Consider the following 23,191-nt stretch of genomic DNA (forward strand, 5'->3'; position numbering starts at 1 on the left):
GTCAGGGACGCGGTAGGCGCATGGCCATCGTCGGCGCCTCGGCCATCACCGACGTGGGGGTGAACGGGGCGCCGGTGGGCAACTCCTCGGCCCGACCGATCTGCACCCCGGGGTACAACTCCACCATGTCGTTCTCGCCCAGCACCCGGGACTGCTGAGGTGCCAGGGGGATCCGGTCCGACTCGGCCATCGAACCGGCCGGCCGGATGCCCGAACCGTTGGTGCTGACGTCGGTGACGATGACCTCGCCGACCCGCAGCTCGAAGTGGACGTGACCACGGCTGATCCATCGCCGGGCCTCGTCGTTGAGCCACTGGCCGAGCATGATCCCGCCGTCCTGCTCGGGTGCCCGGCCGGCCACCACCGGCTGGTCCTCGCTGAGCACGAACCGCCGCCGGACCAGGCCACCGACCCGCACCGCGAGGACCTCCGAACGTGGGCGAGGCCCGCCGTCACCGAGCCGTACGCCGTGTCGGGGGCAGGTCGGTACGCCGTTGCGCAGCGCGGGCGGCGGCTGCGCTGCGGGGCTGCGGTCGGCGCCCCCGGCCAGGTCGGCGAACGCGCCACCCCCACCACCGCCGCCGAACAGCGCGCAGCCCGACTCCGGGCAACGCCACTGGCGGGCCAGCAGCTTCACCCCGGTCGGCGAACGTTTGCCGGCGACCGGCGAGTGCCCACCACCGACGTGCGCGATGAACACCGGCCCGCCGGCGCCCGGCACCGGCGCGACCACCCGGCCGGGCTGCTCGACCAGCCACGGGAACCGACCGCGCAGCCCGTCGAAACGCACCCGGCTGAGCACCGGCAACCCGAGCAGGTCGGCGACCTCCAACATCCGGTCACCCGGGTTGTCGAGCACCTCGACGAGCCCGTCGTCGGCCCAGCGGCGGACGACCATCCGCTCGTTGGACGTGAGGTCGGCGTCGGAGAGCAACGCCCGGTGCACCACCGCGTAGACCTGGACGCTGTCCTCCTCCAACTCGCGGGAGAGCGCGTCGATGACCATGCCGAGGCGCAGCAGGCTGGCCGGCCGACCGCCGTCGATGTCCTGGTAGCGGATCACCTCGGCCAGGTCGATGACCGCCCTCGCCAGCGACGGGTCGGTGCAGACCCGCCCCTCGATGGCGTCCAGAACCTTGCTGATCTCGAATCTCATGCCGCGCTCCGGACGATGTCGTCGATCCGCCGGGCCAGCTCGATGTCACGGTGGGTGACCCCACCGGCCGAGTGCGTGACACAGCGGAAGGTCAGGGTCCGCCATCGGATGTCGATGTCGGGATGGTGGTCGGATTCCTCGGCCACCGTCGCCACCCGGTCCACCACCGCGATGGCGTCCGGGAAACTGCCGAACTGGACCGTGCGACCGATTCCGGTCGGGTCGCCCGACCAGTCGGTCAGCCCGCCCAGCTCTTCTCGCACCGCGTCCGCGGTGAGCAGGTCTGCCATGACCAGACCCTACCGGTGCGGCGTCCGACCGGCCGGACACGCCACCGTCCGACGACTCAGCGGCCGGGCACCGCCAGCGGGTCCAGGAACGCGCCGGCGGGGCGGCATCTGATGCCGCCCCGCCGCCCCCCTCGCCCAGCCGCAGTGCGGCCGTTTCTGCTCAGCCGCGCAGCGGCTGTCCCACCTCGTGCAGGTGACCGAGCGCCTGCCGGTACGACTCGACCAGCCCGGTCTCGGCGTACGGGATGCCCTGCTCCGCGCAGTAGGCGCGGACGATCGGTTGCGCCCGCCGCAGGTTGGCGCGGGGCATGTTCGGGAACAGGTGGTGCTCGATCTGGTAGTTGAGCCCGCCCAGCACGGTGTCCACCATCCGGCTGCCCCGCACGTTACGGGAGGTCAGCACCTGCTTGCGCAGGAAGTCCAGCTCGTCCTCGGCGGTCGGCATCGGCATGCCCTTGTGGTTCGGCGCGAACGCACACCCCATGTAGAGGCCCCACAGTGCCTGGTGCACGACGGCGAAGAGCAGCGCCTTGACCGGCGACATGACCGCCAACAGCAGTGCCACGTAACCGGCGGTGTGTGCGACGAGCAGCACCGCCTCGACCGCCCGGTGCCGCATCGGGGTGGTGTACCGGCCGTCCGAGTCACGCCCGACGATCGCCCGGATGCTCGCCACGTGCAGGCTCAGACCCTCCAGCAGGAGCATCGGGAAGAAGAGGTACGCCTGCCGCTTGGCCATCCAGCGGTTGATCCCCCGGGTCTCCAGCGCCTGCTCGGGCGTCCACACCAGCGCGCCCGCGCCGACGTCCGGGTCCTCGTCCTCGTGGTTCGGGTTGGCGTGGTGCCGGTTGTGCTTGTCGACCCACCAGCCGAAGCTGATTCCCACCGCCGCGTTGCCGGCGAACAACCCGACCAGCTCGCTGGGACCGCGCCGACGGAACATCTGGCGGTGCCCGGCGTCGTGACCGAGGAACGCGACCTGGGTGGTGGCCACCGCCATCAGGGCCGCGAGCGGCAGCTGCCACCAGGAGTCGCCGAGCAGGAACACGGCCACCCAGCCGGCCACGAAGGCCCCGAGGGTGAGCACGATGCGGGCGACGTACCAGCCGGGGCGCCGCTCCAACAGGCCCGCCTGGCTGATCCGTCGGGACAACTGTGCGTAGTCACTGCCTCGCCGTCGTACCGGCGGTTCCGCCACCGCTCCGAGCGCCATCGCTGCTCCCGTTCCCGATCCGCTTGCGCCCGTACCGGGGTGGTTCGGGCTTATTGTCAAGTCTCCCGGTCTCGGTAGCGCTGAGTAACCCAGGCAACCCCCGAGTAGGGGGTAGGGAGAGCCCTACCCCCACTGATACGGCTCAACCCAGTCGGGCCACCATGGCCCGCAAGCGGGCCAGGTCACGCCGCCGCCGCTCGTAGGTGGCCGCGAGACCGACCAGCGCCAGCCCGCCGACCCCGAGGTAGATCCACCGGGGCAGCAGATCCCACCCCCGGGCCAACTCGTGCAGCGCCAGCAGCGTCAGCACGCCACCGCCGAGCAGCACCGGCGCCTGCCATCGGCGGGTCGCCCCGGCCAGGACAGCGCCCAGCGCCGCCGCGCCGAGGAGCAGTCGCCGCACCGGCTGCGGGTCCGGCCCGGTCAGCACCGACACGAGGGTCGGCAGCAGCGCCGCGACCAGCCCTGGGCCGAGGGCCGGCCAGCTGGTCAGCCCCGGCCTGGTCCGCAACGCCAGCAGGCCCGCGCCGACGGCGAGCGCGGCTGCCGGCAGGGTGTACGCCTCCAGCACCGTCACCCCACCGGCGGCCAGCAACACCCATGCCCCGAGCAGCTCGCTACCGGCGGCGATGCCGGCGAACGCCCACCGCCGGCCGGCCGGCTCACCCCGGCGCAGCAACCGCAGCGCCACGGCGGCACCCCACAGCACGCACGCCGTGGCGAGGTGTCGCGCCGCCTCGACGGTGAGCACCGCCGCCACCAGTGCCACGGCCTGCGCGGCAGCGTCCAGCACCCGCCCGACCAGGCCCCGCGCCGGGGTGGTCGCGGCGGCGACGGCCAGCACCAGCGCGGCCACCGCCAACAGGGGGTACGCGGCGGCCCGCAACGGCAGCCCTCCGACCAGCGAGGCGGTCACCGCCAACGCGGACGCGGCACCCACCGCGGCGAGACACCCGGCTACCCGTACCTCGATCGTGCGCCCCCCGACGGCGACGACCACCGCCACCACCAACAGCACCCCCTCGGCAGCGAGCGAACCGGCTCGGGTGGCGAGCAGCCCCGCCACACCGGAGGCGGCCAACACCACACCCAGGGGTACGGCGATCGGTGCGAGCGCCGGGCGAGGCGCGGTCAGAGCGGCGAGCAGCAGCGCGGCCGATCCGGCGAGCAGCACGGCGGCAGGCAGCACCGGCCACGGCGCTCCGACCGCGACGAGCAGCACCGGCAGCGCCGCCGCGACGAACGGCAGCGCGGGCAGCACCGGTGGGCGGACCCGCCGGCCGGCGAGCACGGCGGCCACCGCCAGCACGACCAGCGCCAACCCGACGGGCAGCGCTGCCGGCTCGGCGACGACCCCGGGCACCCCCGACCAGACCCGTCCCGGGCCGCCGTACGGCGACACGAGCGCGGTCAGCACTCTCGGCAGAGCCGCCAGCACGGCGACCACCGCCAGCGCGCCGCCCGCCACCACCACCGGGACCGACCGGTCGGCGGTGTCCTCCTGCCGATCCCAGCGGACGACGAGGGCGACCCCCAGCGCCGCCAACGCGGCGTACAGCGCGATCGGCTCGTTCCCCGCCACGACCAGCGGGGCGATGCCGGGCACGGTCATGGCGACCAGCGCGCCGGTCACCGCGTACCCGATCAGCTCCACCCGCTGGCGACGCGCCGCGAGCACCGCGACCAGCGGCAGCCCGGCGGCGATCAGCGCGAACCGCGCCTGCCACCAGGGCGGCGCGCCCACGGCGAACGACGCCACCGCCGCGATGCCGGGCAGCGCGAGCTGCGCGACCAGCAGACCAACACCGGCCACCTGCCGGTACGGCCCGGTGCCCCGCCGAACGGCCAGTGCCAGCCCGACCAGGGCGATGACGGCGAGCGTCACCAGCACACCGGCCGGGGCGGCCAGGGCGACCAACAGCCCGTGCCCGAGCAGGACGGCACCGCCGAGCGCACGGGTGAGCAGGGAGGCCGGGTGGGTCGCCGGGCGGATCAGGACGGCGAGCAGCAGTGCGACCCCGCCGACCAGGTCGACGGCGAGGACCTGCGGCCAGGTGGCCGTCCACCCGGCCGGCAGGGCCAGCAGCACCGCCACCGCGCCGGCCGTGGCGAGCGCCGCTCGGGCCCGCCGGGGCAGCAGCAGCACCGTCGCGCCGACCCCCAACGCCACGGCGGGTGCAAGCTGCCAGCCCCAGTCCAGGTCCGGTCCCCTGCCGGCTCCCCGCCACGGCGGCAGCGACCGGCCTGCGGCGGCGACCGCCAGCGCGGCGGTGACCAGCGCGGCCACCTGCGCCGTGCCCGCCGCGACCAGCAGCGCCCCGGCGCGCGGGCCGGTAAGCCAACCACCGGCGCCCGCCACCTCCGCTCCGGACCTGACCGGCAGGGCCCGCACCGCGGCGGCCAGACCGAGCGCCACCGTCGCCGCCGCGAGCAGCAGCAGGGACGGCCGCAGCTCGGCCACCGGGCGCAGCAGGGCGGCGGCGAGCACCGGCACCAGCAGCCCGGCGGCCACCGCCCGCAGCGCCCGCCCGCCGACCAGCCAGGCCGCACCGAACCCGGTCAACGCGACCAGCAGCAGCGGCAACCCGGCCAGCAGTGGCGAACCTGCCGCCCGTCCGAGGATCAGCGGCGTCAGGGCGCAGCCAGCGGCACCGACGAGCGCGGCGACGTGACCGATCCCGGCCGACACCCTGCCGACGAGTGACGCCACCCCGTCCCGGCCGCGCAGCGTGGCCAGCACGGCCAGGTTCACCAGCGCCACCCCCAGCAGGACCAGTGACCAACCGGCGGCACCCGGTTCGACCCCGACGGCGAGCAACGGCAGCACCGGCTGGGCGGCCAGCAGCGCGGCGAACCAGGGCCCGGTCAACCCGCTCCACCGGCCGTACGCGACGGCGACCGCCGCGCTGGCCCCCCCGACCAGCGCGGCGTACCGGCTGCCCGGCCACCCGGCCACCCCGGCCAGGTCCACCGACCAGGCCGCGTAACCGTCCAGCACCACCAGCAGCAGACCCACCGCGGCGAAGGTCTCCGCGGTGCCCCGCAAACCTCGACGGACCGCCAGCAGCGGCACGGCGAGCGCGAGCGCGGTGAGCGCGGCCAGGATCGACGCCCGTCCGCCGACTCCCACCGCCGCCCAGGCCACCGCGGTGAACACGACCGCCGCGGTGCCCAGCAGGAGTCCACCGAGGACGAAGAGCAGACCCTGGACGGTCCGGGTCGAGGTTTCGGCCGCGCCCGGCGCCGCGACCGGGACGAGAGCTGGCACCGGCCCGACGAGAGGCGCCGGGCGTGCCCCGGCGGAGGCGGCCAACCCCGCACGGACGACCGCCGCAAGCTCGGCCCGCCGCCGCGACACTGCCGACAGGCGACCAGCCAGCTCGGTGTACGCGTGACGAGCCCGTTCCACCTGCGGCTCAAGCTGGGCGATCTCGCGGCTCAGCCGGACCACCTCGGCGGCGGTCGGGTCGGGCGCACGGGAACAGCCGGTGCACCCGACGGTCAGGTCGGCCGGAGCACCGCAGGCGGGGCAGGGATAGCGGGTGTCGTCCACCCGGTCATCATCGGAAGCCGACCGGGGTGCGGCCCAGAGTGCGCGTACTCAGGGTCGGGTGTGCTCGTGCACCCAGGTGGCGTACGCCGGGTCGCCGCTCTCCACCCTGGACACCAGGATCTCCGGCACCTCGTACGGATGGCTGACCCGGATCTGGTCCACCAACGCGGAGAGCCGGTCGGGTGCGGTCTTGAACTGCACCGACCACTCGGTGCTGGTCTCCACGCCGGACCTCCACCAGTAGGTGCTGTCCACCTGACCACCCACCTGGGCACAGGCGGCGAGCCTGCCGGCGACGGCCGCAGCCGCCAGCACGTCGGCGACCGAACGCGCATCCACCACCGTCGTCACCACGCAGATCTGATCCACGACCGCACCCTACGCGGCAAGGTGGTGCTGAGCCCGCTTTTCGCTCGCGACTGCGGGGCTCCGCTGCGCTGCACTCCTCGCGCTCACCGGTTAGACGCGATCCAGGCATCGATCCGCGCCCACCAGTCGAAGAGCCAGTCGATGCGTTCCTGCCGCCCGGCCGGCACCTCCTCCGGTGGCACCGACCAGAACCGCATCACGATCCGCTTGTCCATGGGCAGCTCCCGCCAGACGTCGGCGACGGTGAGCATCCGGTCCAACCCGGTGTGGGCGACGAAGATGACCCCGGCGTCCGGGGCGGCGTCCAGCGCGGCGAGCATTCCGCCGGGCTGCGGGGCGAGCACGTGACGCATCCGCTCGGCGCGCAGCGCCATCCGTTCCAGCCCGAGGGAACGCAGGCGTGCGATGGCACGCAGTCGTCGTTTGGGGGTGAAGTTGCCACCCTCGGGGAAGATCACGAACGCGTCGTTGTCGTCCAGGCCGGCGGCCAGGTGCCCGACCTGGCGTACCGTCTCCTCGCCGCGCTCCGGCGTCGGCGCGATGAACCGGTTGGGCAGCCGGTTGAGCAGCACGTCGATCGCCGGGTCCCACTGGAGGGTGTCCTTGAGGACGATCCGTGGCTCCCGGTTGAACCAGTTGACCAGCCCGTGGATCAGGATGAACGAGTCGCCCGGCCCGGCGTGCCGGCAGAGCACCAACTCGGGCCGGCCGGGCAGCGCCGTGTCCGGGTCGGTGCCCACCACGTCGATGCGCAACCGCAGGGTCCAGTGGGCCTGCCAGAACAGCACCCGCAGGAACCAGCCGGCCAGCACGTAGTGTGCGCGCTGGAAGGCCGGGGACCGGGTCCGCCAGCCGAAGCCGGAGGCGACCCAGAGCAGGAACAGCGCGAGCAGCGCGGCGGCATCCCAGACCAGGTAGACGCAGCCGATCCAGAGCAGCCGCAGCGGACGCAACCGACCCGGGACGAGCGGGGACGCGGCGGCGGCGAGCAGCGCCCAGATCGGCAACGTGGTGACCACGACGAACGCGAGCGCCACCACGGCGGGGGCGAACAGCAACCGACGCAGCCACCTGGGGGGCAGCGGCATCATCGCTCCAGGTGGGTGGCGAGGTAGCGCCGGGAGGCGGTGTACGCCCGACTGATCCGCCGCCCCACCGCCGCCATGTCCCGGTACGCCCACGGTGTGTCGTCGCGGGGGTTCAGCCCTCCGGTTGGCAGGACGTGTACCTCCACCCCCTCGGGTAGGGCCGCCATCTCCCGGAAGAAGCGGTGCCGGCGGGAGATCTCGAACGCGACCTGCGCGATCTCCCATGGCCGGCGGGGCGGTGTCAGCTCCCGTTCGATCCGACCCACCTGGAGGACGTAGATCCGGCGGGCGCCGACGGCCACCGCCTCGCCGATGGGGATGGAGTTGACGATGCCCCCGTCCACGTAGTGCGCGCCGTCGATCTCCATGGGTGGGAGCAGACCCGGCACCGACGCCGACGCCAGCACCGCCGGCACCACCGGGCCGCTGTCGAACCAGTGCTCGGCCGCCCGCTCGATGTGGGCGGCGCAGCAGCGGAACGGCACCCGCAGGTCGGCGAAGGTGGTGTCCACGCCCAGCTCGGTCTCCAGCAGCCGGCGCAGCGGCCGGCGAGAGTGCAGGTGGGTACGGGCGGCGAAACGGCGCAACTGCCGGGCGACCGAGTCGCCGTACACCTCGCTGGCCTCCGGCGAGGCCCAGAGCCGGACCAGCCGGTCGGTCACCGCCTCCGTCGGGTCGGCGGCGACCAGTGCGCCGTTCACCGCGCCGATCGAGGTGCCGAGCACCATGTCGGGTGTGATGCCGGCGCGGAACAGCGCCCGCAACATGCCCACCTCGACCGCGCCGAGCACGCCCCCGCCGCCGAGCACGAATGCCACCGGTCCCGCCGCCATGCCTCCCATCCTGGCACGGGCGCGCAGCCGACCTGCCGGCCACCGGCACCGGGCGGTCGGCGCACGGCAGGCACCGCCCGTCGACAGCGGACGGTGACGGCGTTGACAGGCCGGAGACATTCGCGCAACCTGATACGGCTCCCACCCCTGAGGCAGGTGCGATCGGTGAAGGCAGCACTGCATCCGGGCCGGTTACTGGCTCGCAGATACCGACTTCTCGACCAGATCGGCGCCGGCGGCATGTCGGTCATCTGGCGTGCCCGGGACGAGGTGCTGGACCGGCTCGTCGCGCTCAAGGTGCTCGCCCCCTCGCTGGCCGCCGACGCGCGGTTCCGGGGCATGGTGCGCGAGGAGGCCCGGGCCGCCGCCCAGTTGGTGCACCCGCATCTGACGTCGGTGCACGACTACGGCGAGACGGTCGATCCGGACGGCTCCATCACCTCGTTCGTGGTGATGGAGCTGCTGAGCGGCGAGGAGTTGGAGCTGCGGCTCACCGAGGGGCCGCTGCCGTTGGCCGAGGCGATCGAGGTGGGTGCCCAGGTCGCGGAGGCGCTGGCCGCGGCGCACCGGCTCGGCATCGTGCACCGGGACGTCACCCCGGCCAACGTGATGATGACCGCGACGGGCGTCAAGGTGCTCGACTTCGGCATCGCCACCCGGATCGGCGCGCCCGACGAGGACGAGGACGGCGAGACGTTCGGCACGCCGGCGTACGTCGCCCCGGAACGCCTCGACGGCGCACCGGCCCAGCCGTCCACCGACGTGTACTCACTCGGCGTGCTGCTGCACGAGGCCCTCACCGGCCGGGTCCCGTACCCGGCGGACACCTGGGAGCAACTCAGCGCCGCGCTGGCCGCCGGCCCGCCGCCCACGCTCGCCGACCTGCCGGACCTGCCCCCACCGGTGGCCCGGATCTGCCTGCGCAGCCTCGCCCGCAACCCGGCCGACCGGCCGACCGCACGGCAGGTCGCCGCCGCGCTGCGCGACCAGCTGCTGCCCGCCGATCCCCCGGCCGCGACCATCCGGGTGCCCACCCGGCCCCTGCCGCCGCAGCCGGCCACCGTGCCAGCCGCGGCGGGAGGGCCAGCCGCCGGTTCGGGCTGGTCCCGTCGACGGCTGGTGCTGCTGCTCGTCCTGGCCGTCGGTGTGACGCTGGCCGGTGTGGCCCTTCTGCCCGAGGATGAGCCGAGACCCCGGACGCAGCCCTCGGTCGCCCCGGCGACCACCCCGCCGAGCGACCAACCGGTCCCCGCGTCGTCCGCGCCGAGCGCGTCCACGCCGCCGACGAAGCCGAGCACCGGCTCGCCGGCCTCGGATCCGGGCACCCTCGTCGAGGCCGCCAACCGGGTCGACGGGCTGATCAGCGCCGGGCTGGGCGCCGGGGAGATCCGCGACGATGTGGGCCTCGACCTGCGCAACGAGCTGCGCAACCTGACCGCTGCGGTCAGCTCCGGCCGCGACGAGCTGGCGCCACCGGTGGCCCGGCTGCGCGAGAAGGTCGCGGTCCGCCTCGGCGAGGGCGGCATCAGTCCGGCGTACGCGTCTCGGCTCGACGCCGCCATCGTTGAGCTGGGCGGTGCCGAGGTCTGACCGCGCGGACGCGCCGGGGTGGGCGGGTCAGCGGGCCGGGACCCGGGCCGATTCGCGGATGTCGTACCGGCCGGCGGCGAAGCGTCGGAAGATCGCCGCGTAACCCTCCGCCATCCGCTCGACCGAGAAGTTCTCCGCGACGTGCGCCACGCAGTCCTCCGGGTCGAGCAGCTCCGCCGCGAGCACCGCCGCGGCCAGTTCCTCCGGCCCTTCACAGACCAGCCCGGTCAGCCCGGGCCGGATCAGCTCCGGCACGGCCCCCCGGTTGAGGGCAACCACCGGTGTGCCGGTCGCCATCGCCTCCAGCATCACCATGCCGAACGGCTCGTCCCACTGGATCGGCATGATCAGGCAACGGGCGTCGACGAGCATCCGCAGCGTCTCCGCGCGGCCGGCGTTGAGCACGACCGTCACGGTCTCGTCGACCAGCGGCGCGACGACCTGCTCGTAGTAGCGGCGCTCGGCCGGCTCGTTGCACTTGCCGGCCAGCAGCAGGGGCACCCCTGCCTCCCGGCACGCCCGAATGGCGACCTCGGGGCCCTTGTCCGGGCTGAAGCGGGCCAGCCACAGCACCGGTCCCGTCCCGGGCCTGGTCTTACGCGGAAAGCCACGGATGTCCAGCGCGTTGTGCACAGTGCCGGCCCAGGGCAGGTCGGTGTTCAGCCGACGCTGGGCGTGCGAGATCGCCACCAGGGCCACGCCGGAGTCGATGTCGCTGAGCACGTCCCCGTACTCCCCCACGGGGTTGCCGTGCACGGTCGCGACCGTCGGCACCGCCCGGCGGCCGGCGACCAGCGGGCCGATCGTGGTGTGGTCGTGGATGACGTCGAAGTCGGCCGCCGTGATCAGCCGATTCACCCGGGCCAGGTGAGCCAGCTCCGGCAGTGACTCGCCGAGCCGCTCGTACTGCACCTCGGGGACGGTGGAGACGAAGCCCTGGGCCGCCGTGCCGTGGTCGTCACCGGCACCGAACAACGTGACCTCGTGCCCCTGCCGGCAGAGCGCGTCCACCAGGGCGGCGACGACCTGTTCGAGGCCGCCGTAGCCGGGCGGCGGAACGGACAACCAGGGGGGAACCACCATCGCGATGCGCAACGACCGCTCTTCCGGGCGGCCCGCAGGCGAGTGGTTCACGGCCACGAGTCCTCCCCGTTGATCCCCGGTGCGGCGTCACAGACGGTCCGGACGGTCGGCGGCGATTTCCCAGTGACGTCACGGGTAAACCGGACAAGGCGGACGCTCACCCGCCCACCAGGATCTGGTCGTGGACTGCCCGCACGCCGGGGGCGGACCAGGCCACGCGCTCGACCTGCTCGCGTTCCCACCAGGATCGGACGACCCCGGCGAGGACGAGCGTGTCGCCGTCCACCTCGACGGTCACCCGCTCCGCACCGAGCGTGCGCATCAGCGCCCGCTGCACGTCCCGTCGCAACCCGTCGGCGACCGGTGCTGCCGGAGGTCGTACCTCGATCAGGTTGGTGAGACCCCGTACGCCGTCGAGCCGGCGCAACTCGCCCTCGGCGGCGCGCCGCTGCCAGCCGAACTCGACCTCACCGCGCAGCATCAGCCAGCCGTTGGCCACTGTCACGTCCAGCCGCTCGGCGGGCACGAAGCTGTCCCACTCCAACGCCCGGGACGCGGCGAGGGCAACCTCGGCGTCGGTACGCCCCGGCGTACCGGGCAGCCGCACCTCGATCTCGTCGGCCACCGCCCGGACGCCCCGGACCCGCTGTGCGCACCGGGTCGCGGCCCAACTGCGAGCGGCACCGTCCACGAACCCGGTCAGGGTGACCACTCCCTGGTCGACGCTCACGCCGATCTCGTTCGGTTGCAGCTGGGCGTCCCAGGCCAACTGCGCCAGGACGTCGCGTTGGATCCGCTGGTCCTCGCGGACATCCACCACCCCGGTCATGGCACCCACCCCCGGTTCCCGGTCGCCGAGACTCCAGCCGAAAGTGCCGGAAACCCGGGTGACGGCGGTTCACCCGATCCGGGTGAACCGCCGCCGGGCGGAAAAAAGCGGCGGGTGACGGAGCCGACCCCCTCGGCCCCGCCACCCGCCGCCGGAGGGAGGAAGCAGGTTCAGTTGTCTGTCAGGACGTCTCGGCGAGCGTCACGGTTACCGACTTCTCGGCGCCGTTCCGCTTGAACTGCACCTCGACCCGGTCGCCGACCTTGCCGGCCTGCACCGCGCCGACCAGGTCGTCCGAGTCGTTGACCGGCTTGTCGCCGAATCGGGTGACGACGTCGCCACGCTGGAGGCCGGCCTTCTCGGCCGGGCTGCCCGGGGTGACCGACGCGACGAGCGCGCCGCCGCCCTCGGCCTGGTTGACGCCCACCCCGAGCGACGGGTGGCTGACCTTCTCGCCGCGCTGGAGCTTGCCCGCGACGTCCTTGGCCTTGTTGCTGGGGATGGCGAAACCGACGCCGATGTTGCCGGTGCTCTGCCCGGAGGTGGCGATGGCGGTGTTGACGCCGATCACCTCGCCCCGGGTGTTGACCAGCGCGCCGCCGGAGTTGCCCGGGTTGATCGGCGCGTCGGTCTGGAGCAGGCCGGAGATCGAGCTGACGGCCTGGCTCTGCTGCTGGGTCGGGTCCTGCGGCTGACCCTCGCCGGCCCGGATGGTGCGGTCCCGGGCGCTGAGGATGCCGGAGGTCACCGAACCCTGGAGGCCGAGCGGGCTGCCCAGGGCGAGCACCTGGTCACCGACCTGCATGGCGTCGCTGTCGCCGAACTTGGCCGGCTTGAGGTCGCTGACCCCGTTGGCCTTCACCACGGCCAGGTCCGTCTTCGGGTCGGTACCGATGATCTTCGCGTCGGCCTTCTTGCCGTCGGCGAAGATCACCTGTACGGCGCCACCGGCGGCGTTGGCGACCACGTGGTTGTTGGTCAGCACGTACCCGTCGGCGCTGAGCACCACCCCGGAGCCCTCGCCGCTGTCGGTGGTGATCGAGACGACGCTGTCCTGCACGGAAGCGGCGATCTTCGGGAGGTCGGCGCTGTTGATGACCGGCGCCGCCGAGTAGGTGCGGGTGATGCCGCCGCCGTCCCCGTCGAGGGCGAGGGCGAGAGCACCGCCGGCGACGCCCGAGCCGAGCATCAGGGCGAACACCGCGACGCCCGCTCCGGCGAACTTGGCGATCCGACTCGGCCGCGGGCCACTGCCGGGCGGCGCGACCTGCGGGCCCCACGGCGGGACCGGCTGGCCCGGCTGCTGCCCGGGGTGCTGGCCGTGCTGGCCGAGGTGCTGGGTGTGCTGCCCGTGCTGCGGGTAGGCGCCCGGCTGGCCCCCGCCGGCCCAGCCGGACTGCTGGCCCGCGTACCAGGGCGCGCCGGGGTGGTGGCCGGCGGTCGGCTGCGGGTAGCCGTGCTGGCCGGGCGCCGGGTAGCCGGAGACCGGGTACGGCGGCGCGGACGGGGTGGCGGCCGGCGGCTCGTACCCGGTCAGCTGGGGGGCGGCCGGCTGAGCGGCGGGCGCGGCGGGAGTGACGGCCGTGGTGTCGTCACCGGCGGTCGGGACGACCTGGACGGGAGTGGTCGGGGAGTCGGACTGCGCGCGCTCGTCACGCGGCAGCTCGGCGGTGGGGTGCGACGGCTCGGCGTCGGTGGGGGCCGGCCGGCGCTGCGGGTCGGACTCGAACTCGGTCATGGAACTACCTTCTCCCTCCGCACTGCGATCAACCTGGAACCGTCCTGGAAGTTGGCTGAAAGTCACTCGTCCGCCGCGTCGATCTGTGCCAGCAGCGGGAGCCGGACCCGGAAGGTGGCGCCACCACCGGGCGTCTCGGCTACCGAGACCGAGCCGTGGTGGGCGGCGACCAGCGCCGCCACGATGGCCAGGCCGAGGCCGGTGCCGGTGTTGCCGTCGGCTCGCCGCGTCCGCGCCGCGTCGGCCCGGTAGAAACGTTCGAAGACCCGTTCGGCCTGCTCCGGGGAGAGGCCCGGGCCGGTGTCGGCGACCTCCACCACGGCGAAACCGCCCGGTTCGCTGTGCAACCGCACGCGGATGTCGGCGTCCGGCGGGGTGTGGGTCAGCGCGTTGGTGACCAGGTTGCCGATCACCTGGCGCAGCCGCGCGTCATCGGCGGACACGACGAGCGGGCCCGCGTCCGGCTCGATCTCCAGCTCGATCCGCCGATCCGGTGCCATCGCCCGCGCGGCCTGCACCGCGTCGGATGCGAGCACCGGCAACTCCACCGGGGTCAGCGAGAGCGGCCGTTCCATGTCCAACCGGGCGAGCAGCAGCAGGTCCTCCACCAGCAGCCCCATCCGGGCCGCCTCGTCCTCGATCCGGCGCAGCAGACCGGCGGTCTGCTCCGGCGCACGGGCCGCACCCTGCCGGTACAGCTCGGCGAAGCCGCGAATGGTGGTGAGCGGAGTACGCAGCTCGTGGGAGGCGTCGGCGACGAACTGCCGCATCCGCTCCTCGGAGCGGCGGGCCCGCGCCTCGGACGCCTGAGCGGAGGCGGCGGCGTCCCGGGCGGCGCTCTCCGCCCAGCGCGCCGAGGTCTCCGAGGCGGCTCGGGCGGTGAACGCCGCCTCGATCTGGGTGAGCATCGCGTTCAGCGCACGGGAGAGCCGGCCCAGCTCCGAGGTTGGCTCGGCCTGACCCTCCTCCGGGTCGGGCACCCGGCGTGTCAGGTCACCGCCGGCGATCGCGGCGGCGGTGCGTTCGATCTCCACCAACGGTTTGAGGCTGGTCCGGACGATCGCCGCGCCGACCGAGGCCAACGTGATCAGCACCGCACCGCCGACCAGCAGGTCGATCCAGGCCAGCCGCTTGACGGCGGAGTCGACGTCGGTCAGGTGCTCGCCGATGGCCGCCATCTGGCCGTTCTGCAACTCGGTGTAGAGCATCCGCCAGCGCACCGAACTGTCCCGCGCGTGGACGGTGCGCGGCTTGCCGTCCTGCTCCCGCTCCTGTGCCGCGAACCCGGCCGCGTCGTCCGGCCACGGCGGCAGATCCTTCGTCTGGAAGCGGGACGTGTCGTACGCGAAGCCCTGCACCTTGCCTGTCGACGGGCTGGTCAGCACGACCACGTAGTCGCTGGGCAACGAAACGGAGTTCGTGTTCGATGAGGGCATGATCGACTGGATCCGGTCGGCCGACTCGCGCAGCTCCAGGTCGATCTGGTCGACCAGGTAGTTGTGCAGGAAGTACGCGGTCGAGACGCTGATCACCACCAGGGCGCCGGAGACCAGCGCGAGCACCGAGGCGACCAGCTTCACCCGCAGCGGGACGCTGCGGACCCGCCCTTTCGCCTGCTGGACCCGGTTCACGCCGCCGGCTTGCGCAGCACGTACCCGACGCCGCGAAGGGTGTGGATCAGCCGGGGCTGGGTGGTGTCGACCTTGCGTCGCAGGTAGGAGATGTAGGACTCGACGATGTTGTCGTCACCACGGAAGTCGTAGTTCCAGACGTGATCGAGGATCTGCGCCTTGGACAGCACCCGGTTGGCGTTGAGCATCAGGTAGCGCAGCAGCTTGAACTCCGTCGGCGAGAGCTGGACGCGCTGGCCGGCCCGGTGCACCTCGTGGGTCTCCTCGTCCAACTCCAGGTCGGCGAAGGTGAGCCGGGACGGGGCCTGCTCGCCGGTGGTGGTGCGGCGCAGCACGGCCCGGATCCGGGCGGTCAGCTCCTCCAGGCTGAACGGCTTCGTGACGTAGTCGTCGCCGCCCAGGGTCAACCCACGGATCTTGTCGTCGGTGGCGTCCCGGGCGGTCAGGAAGACCACCGGGGTACGCGTGCCGCCCTCGCGGAGCATCCGGATGACCTCGAAGCCGTCCAGGTCGGGGAGCATCACGTCGAGCACCACCAGGTCGGGCCGGTGGTCCTTGGCGGCGTTGAGCGCCGCGCTCCCACTGGTCGCGGTGGCCACGTCGAAGCCCGCGAACCGCAGGCTCGCGGAGAGCAGTTCGAGGATGTTGGGGTCGTCCTCGACGACGAGGAGTCGCGCCTCGGTCTGGGTAGCGGGCATGGGCCCATCATCGGTGACGTCACTGCGCCGGCGCTGGATGGTTCCTGGAAAATCCCTGTGAGTCGTGACCCGGCCCTTGACCCTGCTCAGCGCAGCAGGCGGCGCAGCCCGTCCAAGGCGCCGTCGAGCAGCCGGATGGCGGTGCTCAGCTGGGTTTCGCTGAACTGTCGGGCGCGCACGAGCCGGCTCACCTCGGCGGTGAACGTGGCCAGCCGCTGGTCGAGTTCGTCGAGCAACGCGGCCTGTGGCCCGGCAGTCGACGTCGGCCGGAGCGGCGCCGCGGGGGCCTCCCACCGGGTACGCCGGGTCTGCCGGGTGGCCTCGCTCAGCTCCCGTTTGAGGTCGCGTACCGACCCGCGCACCTCGCTGCGGATCTCGCCGGCCAGGCTGGAGAGATCGGCCACCGAGGCCGCGATGTCCGATTCCAACTCGGTCAGCTCACCGGCCCGCTGGTGCAGCTCGGCACGGCCGGCGTCGGTGATGTCGTACGTCTTGCGGCCGCCGGCCGCGGTGTGGCTGACCAGCCCTTCGGCCTCCAGCCGTTGCAGACGGGGATAGATGGTGCCGGCGCTGGGCGCGTAGAGCCCGAGGAACCGGTCCTCCAGGAGGCGGATCAGCTCGTACCCGTGCTTCGGGCCGTCGTCGAGGAGCTTGAGGAGGTAGAGCCGGAGCCGTCCGTGGCTGAACACGGCGGTCACGGCAGCTCCTCCCCGTCGTTGTCGACCGCTCGGGCGAGCAGGGCGATGCTCCCCGAGGTCGCGGAAGCCCAGAGCTTACCTTCGCCGGCGCCGAGCACTCCCTCGCTGCTGCGCAGTGGGAACGTCGAGGTGCGTACCTGCGGAAAGCCGCTGGTGATCCGGCCCGAGGCGGTGTGCAGCTGGACGGCGAGGTCGCTGTCCTCGCGGACCCGGACGGTGATGCTGCCCGAGATGGTGGTCAACCGGATCTCGCTGCGCCGGGGGTTGTCCAGGTCGCAGGTGATCGCGCCGGAGACGGTCTGCGCCCGCACCCGCTCGGCGGCGCTGTCGGCGAGGATCACCTCCCCGGAGACCGTCTCCAGAGTGAGGTCGCCCCGGACGCCGAGAGCCTCCACCGGCCCGGAGGTGATCGTCGCGGACGTGTTGCCGCGCAGGCCCATCAGGGTGATCTGGCCGGCGGTCACGTGCACCGTGGTCTGCCGGCGCAGACCGGAGGCGACCACCGAGCCCGCGACCAGCCCCAGGTCGGCGAGGACGTCGGCGGGCACGGCGAGGGAGACGTCCACCCGGGGGTAGCGGTGGATCATCCGGAACCAGCGCAGGACGTCCGTCCAGCCATGGCCGCGCTCCTGGCGGATGGTGAGCCGGCCGTCGGCGTGGTCGATCAGGACCGGCCGGCGACCGACCTGCGTGACGTCGATCCGGGTCGGGCCGTCGGTAGCGACCACGTTGAGCCGGCCGCTCACCAGGCGGACGCCCAGCCGGGTGACCGGGCCGTCCACGGTGAGCCGCTGGGGGCTCTCGACCGTCCATCCGGCCATGGGTTTCCTCCCCTCGACGACGCGCGGACACGCGCCTGACAAGGAGGACAGTAACGCGATACATCGCGATAGCACAAGACAGGTCGCGAGCTGTCGGCCACCGCGCCGCAAGATCCGCGCCCCAAGATCCGCGCAACTTCCCGGATATTGCTGCGTCAGGCGCGCGGGAGGCAGCAATTTCCCCGATGTTGCGCGGATCTTGGTCGGTAATCCTGCGGGCGGGGCGGAGGGCAGGGCGGGCGGGGGCGGAGGGCAGGGCGGCCTCAGGCCGCCAGGTCCAGGTTGCGGCCGGAGACGGGCGTCGGGACGGCGACCGCCGGGGTCACTGTGGGCACCGGACGCAGCCGGGTCCGCGCCACGCCGCCTGCCGGCAGCAGGTGTACGGCCGACTCGGCCGCCCTCGCCAGCAACCGCCGGTCGGCAGCACGGGCCGGGTGCAGCGCGGCGGCGATCGTCACCGTCACCACGATGTCCCGCGCCGCGACCACCCGGGCCACCGAGCGCAGCAGGGTGTCCGCACCGAGGAAAGCCGTTGCCGTGGTGGTGGAGCCGATGGCCTCGCAGCGGTAGGTGAGACGCAGCGGCACCACCGGGCTGCCCGCGTCGATGGCCGCCTGGAACATCGCCGGCCGGAAACCGCCGCCCGGGCGGCAGTCGGCAGTGCCGTCACCAGCGCACCAGGTCGTACCCTCCGGAAAGACCGCCACCGACCGGCCGGCGCGCAGCGTCTCGGCGACCCGGCCGACGCTCGTCGGCAGTGCCCGCGGCCGGGACCGGTCCACGAAGACCGTGCCCGCCGCCGCGGCCAGCAGACCGACCACCGGCCAGGAGCGGATCTCGCGCTTCGCGACCATCCGGGTGGGCGCGACCGCCAGCACCGCGAGGATGTCCAGCCAGGAGACGTGGTTGGCGACCAGCAGCGCCCGCCGCCGGGGCAGCCGGCCCCGGATCACCAGCCGGACGCCGAACGCCCGCGTGGTCGCCCGGGCCCAGCCGCGCACCGCCGCCTGCCGCTCCCGGGTCGGCAGCACGGGCAGCAGCAGCACCAGGCCGACCCCGGCGACCAGCATTCCGGTCGCGGCGACCAACCGCAGCACCCGGCGGGCCACCGGCACCGTGGGCACCTCGCCGGCCGCCGGCAGGCAGTCGTCGTCACAGCCCGAGGAGGGCCGCCACAGGTCGTGCGCCCCGGTGATCACCGCTGCTCCCCGCCCAGGAAGTGGCGCAGGTAGCGCGGGTTCATCCGATCCAGGGAGAAGAGCACGTAGAAGTCCGCGCACCCGAAGTCGCTGTCGTACGACGGCTCGCCGCAGATCCATGCGCCGAGCCGCAGGTAGCCCCGCAGCAGCGGTGGCACCACGACGCGCCCCGCCGGTCCGGCGGAGGCCACCGGCGCGGCGGCGGCCACCGGCGCGGCGGCGGCCGGGCCGCGAGCCGCGGCCGACTCGGCGAACCAGGGTCGCCGTGGGCGGACCCGCAGCGGCGGCGGCGACAGGTGCCGGGCCTGGGCCTGGCTCCACACCTCGGCGACCGTCCGCCCACCGTCGGCCACCGGCACCGAGGCACAGCCACCGAGCCAGCGGGAGCCACGCAGGTGCAGGTACCGGGTGATGCCGGCCCACATCAGGTTGATCACCGCACCCGAGCGGTGGTCCGGGTGCACGCACGACCGGCCCGCCTCGACGAGGTCGTCGCGGAGCGGGTCGAGCGCGGAGAGGTCGAACTCGTCCTCGGCGTACCGCTGGTCGGTGCGTCCGGGCGGTAGCAGCCGGTAGGTGCCGACCACCTCGCCGGTGCTGTCCTCTCGGACGATCAGGTGGTCGCAGTACGCGTCGAAGGGGTCCACGTCCAACCCGGCCTCGCCGGGAAGGAGGGTGGCGCCGAGCTCGGTGGCGAACACCTCGTGGCGCAGGCGTTGCGCGGCCGCGACCTGGGTGGGGTCGTCGGCGATCAGCAGGGTGTATCCGCTGGTCTTCAGGGATGTGCCAGCGGCATGCAGAACGGCCATGGGATCTGTGTAGGTGCCCGGGTTGCCATCCATGGGGACCACCGGTGTCGATCGGGTGAACGCCGGCAGGCGAGACCGCTGGCGGCACCCCGCGAAGACCATGCGAGGCTGCCCGGGCAGGCCGGCGAAGGCGCCGGTACGCCCACCGGAGGTCGACGATGCGCATCGAGTCCCGCTACAACGGGCCCCCCGGTTCCGGCAACGGCGGCTGGAGCGCGGGAGTGTTCGCCACCGAGGCCGGCGGCAGCGAACCGGTCGAGGTGACGCTGCGCCGGCCACCACCGCTGGAGACCGAGTTGACGCTGGTCGACGGTGCGGTCCGTGACCCGTCCGGCGAACTGGTGGCCGAGGTGCGCCCGGCCGCGGTCGTCGATGCCGTCGTACCCCCGGTGGACCTGGCCACGGCTGCGGCCGCGGCGGCCCACTTCCCCGGCCTGGTCGAGCATCCGTTCCCCGGTTGTTACGTCTGTGGGCCGCAGCGGGCGGACGGGTTGCGGATCTTTCCTGGCCGGCTGCCCGATGGGCGGACCGCGGCGCCGTTCCGGGCACCCGAGCAGGTCAGCGAGGCCACGGTCTGGGCGGCGCTGGACTGCCCCGGCGGTTGGGCGGTGCTCGCGCCCGGTCGCCCGTACCTGTTGGGCCGGATCGCCGCCGTGGTCACGGTGCTGCCCGGGCCGGGCGACGAGTGCGTGGTGACCGGAGAGCTGCTCGGCGTCGACGGACGCAAGGCGCTCGTGCGGACCAGCCTGTACGGCCCGGACGGCGCGCTGCTGGGCGCGGCCCGGGCGACCTGGATCGCGTGCTGACCTCCGCCGTAGTCCCCAGGGATGAGTCGCCTCCTCCCCACGGCGGACCAGAACGTAGCGACCGCGCCTGATTGACCTTGTTGCCACGGGCCGTCACGCTGTGCCACGGCGTACCTCGACGCCACACACGGGAGGAGAACGATGTCTGACGGGCAGAGAAGCCCCACCAGCGACGGTCAGATCGTGGTGTCCGGTCTGACGAAGCAGTACAAGAACGTCCGGGCGGTGAACAACCTGTCCTTCACCGTGGCGCCGGGGCGGGTGACCGGCTTCCTCGGCCCGAACGGCGCAGGCAAGACCACCACGCTGCGCATGCTGCTGAATCTGGTCACGCCGACCGCTGGCACGGCCACCATCAGCGGTCACCGGTACGCCGACCTCGCCGACCCGCTGCGGCAGGTCGGCGCGGTGCTGGAGGCCTCCAGCGCGCACAAGGGCCGTACCGGCATCAACCACCTGCGGGTGATCTGCGCGGCGGCCGGGCTGCCGAAGCAGCGGGCCGACGAGGTGTTGGCCCTGGTCGGGTTGAGCCCGGCGGCGAAGCGCAAGTTCAAGGGTTACTCGCTGGGCATGAAGCAGCGGCTCGGCATCGCCGCGGCGATGCTCGGTGACCCCCGGGTGCTGATCCTGGACGAGCCGGCCAACGGGCTCGACCCGGAGGGCATCCGGTGGATGCGCGGGTTCCTCAAGAACCTGGCCCACGAGGGCCGGACCGTGCTGGTCTCCAGCCACCTGTTGTCGGAGATGCAGTTGCTCGCCGACGACGTGGTGATCATCGCGGCCGGTCAGCTCGTCCGGCAGGGGCCGGTCGACCAGGTCCTCGGGTCGATGGCGCAGGGCGCCGTGGTCCGGGTCCGCACCCCGCAGGCCGAGGCGTTGACCGCCGCGCTGAAGGCGCAGTCGGCGACCGTCGACACCGACGAGCACGGCACGCTGCTGGTCGCCGGGGTGGACGCCCCGACGATCGGTCGGGCCGCCCTGGCCGCCGGTGTGGAACTGCACGAACTGACCACCGAACGGCCCGACCTGGAACGGGTCTTCCTGGAGCTGACGGCCGGAAAGGCGGGCATCCGATGAATCTGGTCCGATCCGAGCTGCTCAAGATCCGTACCACCAACACCTGGTGGGTCTTCGCGCTCATCTCACTGCCGCTCTGGGCGCTCACCCTGCTGATCAACTGGTTGCAGGCCGACACCCTCACCAGTGGGGACCTCGGCGAGGTGCCGGCCGACCAGGTCGACACCCTGGCAGCCGCGTCCAGCCCGGATGCGCTCTCGTCGAACCTGTTCACCACCGGGCAGTTCTTCGGGCTGCTCATCGTGATGCTGCTCGGCATCATCGTGGTGACCAGCGAGTTCTTCCACCAGACGGTCACCACCACCTTCCTCACCCAGCCGCACCGCACCGCGGTGATGAGCGCCAAGCTCGTCGCGGCCGGGGTGCTGGCGCTGCTGTTCTGGCTGGTCACCACCGCGTTCAACCTGATCGCGGGCTCGGCGGTGTTGAACGCGATCGGGCTGGGCTCGCAACTGGGCAACGACGCGGCCTGGCGGGCGATCGGGTTGAACCTGCTCGCGTACCTGCTCTGGGCGGTGTTCGGCGTCGGCATCGGCGTGCTGATCCGCAGCCAGATCGGTGCCACCGTGACCGGCATCCTGCTCTACCTGGGGGGCTCGATCGGCGCCATCGTGGTGATCAGCATCCTGGCCGCGCGCTGGGGCGACTGGATCAACAACCTCCAGCTGCTGGTGCCGTCGCTGGCCTCGTCGCTGATGGTCACCGGGGGGGACATCCCCGGCAACCCGCCGCGCTGGGCGGGCGCCGCCGTGCTGATCGGCTACGCGGTGGTCACCGGCGTGGTCGGCACGCTGCTGATGCGCCGCCGCGACATCTCCTGAGTCGACCGGTCCGGGGTGGCGACGACACGCCGCCGTCACCCCGGAACGCCGGCCAGGCTCACCCGCCAGGGCAGCCCCGGCCGCCGCTGCGCGGAATGCACTGGGTGACCGCCGGAGCGGGCTCGTCGTCGGCGGGCGTGTGGCCGATCAGGACACCGGTGGCCATCCGGCCGACCAGAACGACCATCAGATACACCACCACCATCCCGCCGACCGCCCAGCGAAAGTGCCGGCGCCAGTCCGCCTCGCCCGCCAGCCACAGCCCGACAATCGGCAGCGCGTTGAGCAGGAGAGCGACGATCAGCACGGCGTCGGTGCCGGCGCCGAACGCCTGCGCCGCCTCGTGGGTCGGCGCGTACGGCTTCGAGGTGCGCCGGATCAGGCCCACCAGGAGCAGGAACGGCACCCCGTACAACCAGACGAAGAAGAGCCCTCCGAGGCCGAGCCGCTTCACGAGCGCCCCGCGTACACGGCTGCGCAGATCGTGACGGTGATCAGGGCGGACAGGGTGCCGGCGAGCACCGCCGAGGGCACCAGCCGGACGACCAGCGCGGCCACCAGCGCCGTCACGACGAGCAACCCGGCCAGCACCGGCCCACCCCACACCAGCATGACCAGAGCCAGAGACTCCCCCGGCGACAGGCAACTGAACCAGGCCGAGCAGTCCGTCGGCGGCGGGCTCGGCACACTCGCCAGGCCTACCGCCACTGCCGCACCGACCGTCACGTACCAACCGGACGCCACCGCCACACTCCGGCCGTAGCGCCCCCGTACCCCGTTGTGATCCATGCGAAGGATCCTCACCGGAATCGCGGCACGGAGACATCTGCATCCGTACTCAGTTGCCTGCCGTTACGCTCCCGGCGGCCCACCTAGCAGTTGGCGGCCG

The 23,191-nt window shown here is 73.2% G+C and carries 22 protein-coding genes; 4 read left to right on the plus strand and 18 right to left on the minus strand.

What is annotated here, in order from left to right:
• Window position 1: 1 nt before the first annotated feature.
• From HNR22_RS14265 to HNR22_RS14295, 7 genes are all read right to left on the minus strand, one after another.
• Window positions 2-1,156, minus strand: a complete 1,155-nt coding sequence (locus HNR22_RS14265) for an FHA domain-containing protein (protein WP_179780792.1) — start codon at window positions 1,154-1,156, stop codon at window positions 2-4.
• Complete coding sequence (locus tag HNR22_RS14270) at window positions 1,153-1,446, minus strand: 4a-hydroxytetrahydrobiopterin dehydratase (protein WP_179780793.1); 294 nt, start codon at window positions 1,444-1,446, stop codon at window positions 1,153-1,155. Before HNR22_RS14270 ends, HNR22_RS14265 begins: the two co-directional genes overlap by 4 nt.
• Window positions 1,447-1,606: 160 nt before the next feature.
• Complete coding sequence (locus HNR22_RS14275; protein WP_179780794.1) at window positions 1,607-2,659, minus strand: fatty acid desaturase family protein; 1,053 nt, start codon at window positions 2,657-2,659, stop codon at window positions 1,607-1,609.
• A 142-nt stretch (window positions 2,660-2,801) separates the two neighbouring features.
• Window positions 2,802-6,212, minus strand: a complete 3,411-nt coding sequence (locus tag HNR22_RS14280; protein ID WP_179780795.1) for an SCO7613 C-terminal domain-containing membrane protein — start codon at window positions 6,210-6,212, stop codon at window positions 2,802-2,804.
• 48 nt (window positions 6,213-6,260) lie between these two features.
• On the minus strand, window positions 6,261-6,581 hold the full coding sequence (cutA, locus tag HNR22_RS14285) for a divalent-cation tolerance protein CutA (protein ID WP_179780796.1): 321 nt from the start codon (window positions 6,579-6,581) through the stop codon (window positions 6,261-6,263).
• Window positions 6,582-6,664: 83 nt separating this feature from the next.
• Window positions 6,665-7,669: a 1-acyl-sn-glycerol-3-phosphate acyltransferase gene (locus HNR22_RS14290; RefSeq protein ID WP_179780797.1), complete on the minus strand. Its 1,005-nt coding sequence runs from the start codon at window positions 7,667-7,669 to the stop codon at window positions 6,665-6,667.
• The gene (locus HNR22_RS14295) at window positions 7,669-8,502 is read right to left on the minus strand and encodes a patatin-like phospholipase family protein (RefSeq protein ID WP_088949977.1); all 834 of its coding nucleotides are present in this window, start codon (window positions 8,500-8,502) and stop codon (window positions 7,669-7,671) included. The genes HNR22_RS14290 and HNR22_RS14295 overlap by 1 nt, the downstream gene beginning before the upstream one ends.
• Before the next feature lie 165 nt (window positions 8,503-8,667).
• On the opposite strand from HNR22_RS14295, the gene HNR22_RS14300 reads away from it, so the two are divergent.
• On the plus strand, window positions 8,668-10,092 hold the full coding sequence (locus HNR22_RS14300; protein ID WP_179780798.1) for a protein kinase domain-containing protein: 1,425 nt from the start codon (window positions 8,668-8,670) through the stop codon (window positions 10,090-10,092).
• A 27-nt stretch (window positions 10,093-10,119) separates the two neighbouring features.
• Here HNR22_RS14300 and HNR22_RS14305 read toward each other — a convergent pair whose 3' ends face one another.
• The 9 genes from HNR22_RS14305 to HNR22_RS14345 all read right to left on the minus strand — a co-directional run bounded on the left by HNR22_RS14305 (window position 10,120) and on the right by HNR22_RS14345 (window position 19,598).
• The gene (locus HNR22_RS14305) at window positions 10,120-11,175 is read right to left on the minus strand and encodes a glycosyltransferase family 4 protein (protein ID WP_246382171.1); all 1,056 of its coding nucleotides are present in this window, start codon (window positions 11,173-11,175) and stop codon (window positions 10,120-10,122) included.
• 157 nt (window positions 11,176-11,332) lie between these two features.
• Window positions 11,333-12,004 (minus strand): BON domain-containing protein, encoded by a 672-nt coding sequence (locus HNR22_RS14310; RefSeq protein WP_179780800.1) that lies wholly within the window; start codon window positions 12,002-12,004, stop codon window positions 11,333-11,335.
• A 181-nt stretch (window positions 12,005-12,185) separates the two neighbouring features.
• The gene (locus tag HNR22_RS14315) at window positions 12,186-13,742 is read right to left on the minus strand and encodes a trypsin-like peptidase domain-containing protein (protein WP_179780801.1); all 1,557 of its coding nucleotides are present in this window, start codon (window positions 13,740-13,742) and stop codon (window positions 12,186-12,188) included.
• A 62-nt stretch (window positions 13,743-13,804) separates the two neighbouring features.
• Window positions 13,805-15,373 carry an ATP-binding protein gene (locus HNR22_RS14320; RefSeq protein ID WP_179780802.1) on the minus strand — a complete coding sequence of 523 codons (1,569 nt, stop codon included), beginning with the start codon at window positions 15,371-15,373 and terminating at the stop codon, window positions 13,805-13,807.
• Window positions 15,370-16,071 carry a response regulator transcription factor gene (locus HNR22_RS14325; protein WP_030336721.1) on the minus strand — a complete coding sequence of 234 codons (702 nt, stop codon included), beginning with the start codon at window positions 16,069-16,071 and terminating at the stop codon, window positions 15,370-15,372. Before HNR22_RS14325 ends, HNR22_RS14320 begins: the two co-directional genes overlap by 4 nt.
• A gap of 86 nt (window positions 16,072-16,157) precedes the next feature.
• On the minus strand, window positions 16,158-16,769 hold the full coding sequence (locus HNR22_RS14330; RefSeq protein ID WP_179780803.1) for a helix-turn-helix transcriptional regulator: 612 nt from the start codon (window positions 16,767-16,769) through the stop codon (window positions 16,158-16,160).
• The gene (locus tag HNR22_RS14335; protein WP_179780804.1) at window positions 16,766-17,590 is read right to left on the minus strand and encodes a DUF4097 family beta strand repeat-containing protein; all 825 of its coding nucleotides are present in this window, start codon (window positions 17,588-17,590) and stop codon (window positions 16,766-16,768) included. Before HNR22_RS14335 ends, HNR22_RS14330 begins: the two co-directional genes overlap by 4 nt.
• Before the next feature lie 263 nt (window positions 17,591-17,853).
• Window positions 17,854-18,789, minus strand: coding sequence for a 1-acyl-sn-glycerol-3-phosphate acyltransferase (locus tag HNR22_RS14340; protein WP_179780805.1), 936 nt, complete (start codon window positions 18,787-18,789; stop codon window positions 17,854-17,856).
• Window positions 18,786-19,598, minus strand: a complete 813-nt coding sequence (locus HNR22_RS14345) for a GNAT family N-acetyltransferase (RefSeq protein WP_179780806.1) — start codon at window positions 19,596-19,598, stop codon at window positions 18,786-18,788. Before HNR22_RS14345 ends, HNR22_RS14340 begins: the two co-directional genes overlap by 4 nt.
• A 158-nt stretch (window positions 19,599-19,756) precedes the next feature.
• On the opposite strand from HNR22_RS14345, the gene HNR22_RS14350 reads away from it, so the two are divergent.
• The 3 genes from HNR22_RS14350 (at window position 19,757) to HNR22_RS14360 (ending at window position 22,302) form a co-directional block, all read left to right on the plus strand.
• A complete protein-coding gene (locus tag HNR22_RS14350) occupies window positions 19,757-20,404 on the plus strand; it encodes a hotdog family protein (RefSeq protein WP_179780807.1) in 648 nt (215 codons plus the stop codon).
• A 141-nt stretch (window positions 20,405-20,545) separates the two neighbouring features.
• Window positions 20,546-21,481, plus strand: a complete 936-nt coding sequence (locus tag HNR22_RS14355; RefSeq protein ID WP_179780808.1) for an ABC transporter ATP-binding protein — start codon at window positions 20,546-20,548, stop codon at window positions 21,479-21,481.
• A complete protein-coding gene (locus tag HNR22_RS14360; protein ID WP_179780809.1) occupies window positions 21,478-22,302 on the plus strand; it encodes an ABC transporter permease subunit in 825 nt (274 codons plus the stop codon). The genes HNR22_RS14355 and HNR22_RS14360 overlap by 4 nt, the downstream gene beginning before the upstream one ends.
• Window positions 22,303-22,360: 58 nt before the next feature.
• Here the strand turns inward: HNR22_RS14360 and HNR22_RS14365 are convergent, their stop codons facing one another.
• Both HNR22_RS14365 and HNR22_RS14370 read right to left on the minus strand, forming a co-directional pair.
• Window positions 22,361-22,756, minus strand: a complete 396-nt coding sequence (locus HNR22_RS14365; RefSeq protein WP_179780810.1) for a hypothetical protein — start codon at window positions 22,754-22,756, stop codon at window positions 22,361-22,363.
• A complete protein-coding gene (locus tag HNR22_RS14370) occupies window positions 22,753-23,091 on the minus strand; it encodes a hypothetical protein (protein WP_179780811.1) in 339 nt (112 codons plus the stop codon). Before HNR22_RS14370 ends, HNR22_RS14365 begins: the two co-directional genes overlap by 4 nt.
• Window positions 23,092-23,191: the final 100 nt, after the last annotated feature.

This window comes from Micromonospora jinlongensis (genome assembly GCF_013410645.1).
GTDB classification, from domain to species: Bacteria; Actinomycetota; Actinomycetes; order Mycobacteriales; family Micromonosporaceae; genus Micromonospora; species Micromonospora zamorensis.

Coding starts and splice junctions, on each gene's coding strand:
- HNR22_RS14335 (WP_179780804.1), bottom strand. CDS start 17,590: ATGGCCGGATGGACGGTCGAGAGCCCCCAGCGGCTCACCGTGGACGGC.
- HNR22_RS14315 (WP_179780801.1), bottom strand. CDS start 13,742: ATGACCGAGTTCGAGTCCGACCCGCAGCGCCGGCCGGCCCCCACCGAC.
- HNR22_RS14370 (WP_179780811.1), bottom strand. CDS start 23,091: ATGGATCACAACGGGGTACGGGGGCGCTACGGCCGGAGTGTGGCGGTG.
- HNR22_RS14310 (WP_179780800.1), bottom strand. CDS start 12,004: ATGACCGGGGTGGTGGATGTCCGCGAGGACCAGCGGATCCAACGCGAC.
- HNR22_RS14355 (WP_179780808.1), top strand. CDS start 20,546: ATGTCTGACGGGCAGAGAAGCCCCACCAGCGACGGTCAGATCGTGGTG.
- HNR22_RS14295 (WP_088949977.1), bottom strand. CDS start 8,502: ATGGCGGCGGGACCGGTGGCATTCGTGCTCGGCGGCGGGGGCGTGCTC.
- HNR22_RS14275 (WP_179780794.1), bottom strand. CDS start 2,659: ATGGCGCTCGGAGCGGTGGCGGAACCGCCGGTACGACGGCGAGGCAGT.
- HNR22_RS14305 (WP_246382171.1), bottom strand. CDS start 11,175: ATGGTGGTTCCCCCCTGGTTGTCCGTTCCGCCGCCCGGCTACGGCGGC.
- HNR22_RS14270 (WP_179780793.1), bottom strand. CDS start 1,446: ATGGCAGACCTGCTCACCGCGGACGCGGTGCGAGAAGAGCTGGGCGGG.
- HNR22_RS14360 (WP_179780809.1), top strand. CDS start 21,478: ATGAATCTGGTCCGATCCGAGCTGCTCAAGATCCGTACCACCAACACC.
- HNR22_RS14290 (WP_179780797.1), bottom strand. CDS start 7,669: ATGCCGCTGCCCCCCAGGTGGCTGCGTCGGTTGCTGTTCGCCCCCGCC.
- HNR22_RS14345 (WP_179780806.1), bottom strand. CDS start 19,598: ATGGCCGTTCTGCATGCCGCTGGCACATCCCTGAAGACCAGCGGATAC.
- HNR22_RS14350 (WP_179780807.1), top strand. CDS start 19,757: ATGCGCATCGAGTCCCGCTACAACGGGCCCCCCGGTTCCGGCAACGGC.
- HNR22_RS14265 (WP_179780792.1), bottom strand. CDS start 1,156: ATGAGATTCGAGATCAGCAAGGTTCTGGACGCCATCGAGGGGCGGGTC.
- HNR22_RS14325 (WP_030336721.1), bottom strand. CDS start 16,071: ATGCCCGCTACCCAGACCGAGGCGCGACTCCTCGTCGTCGAGGACGAC.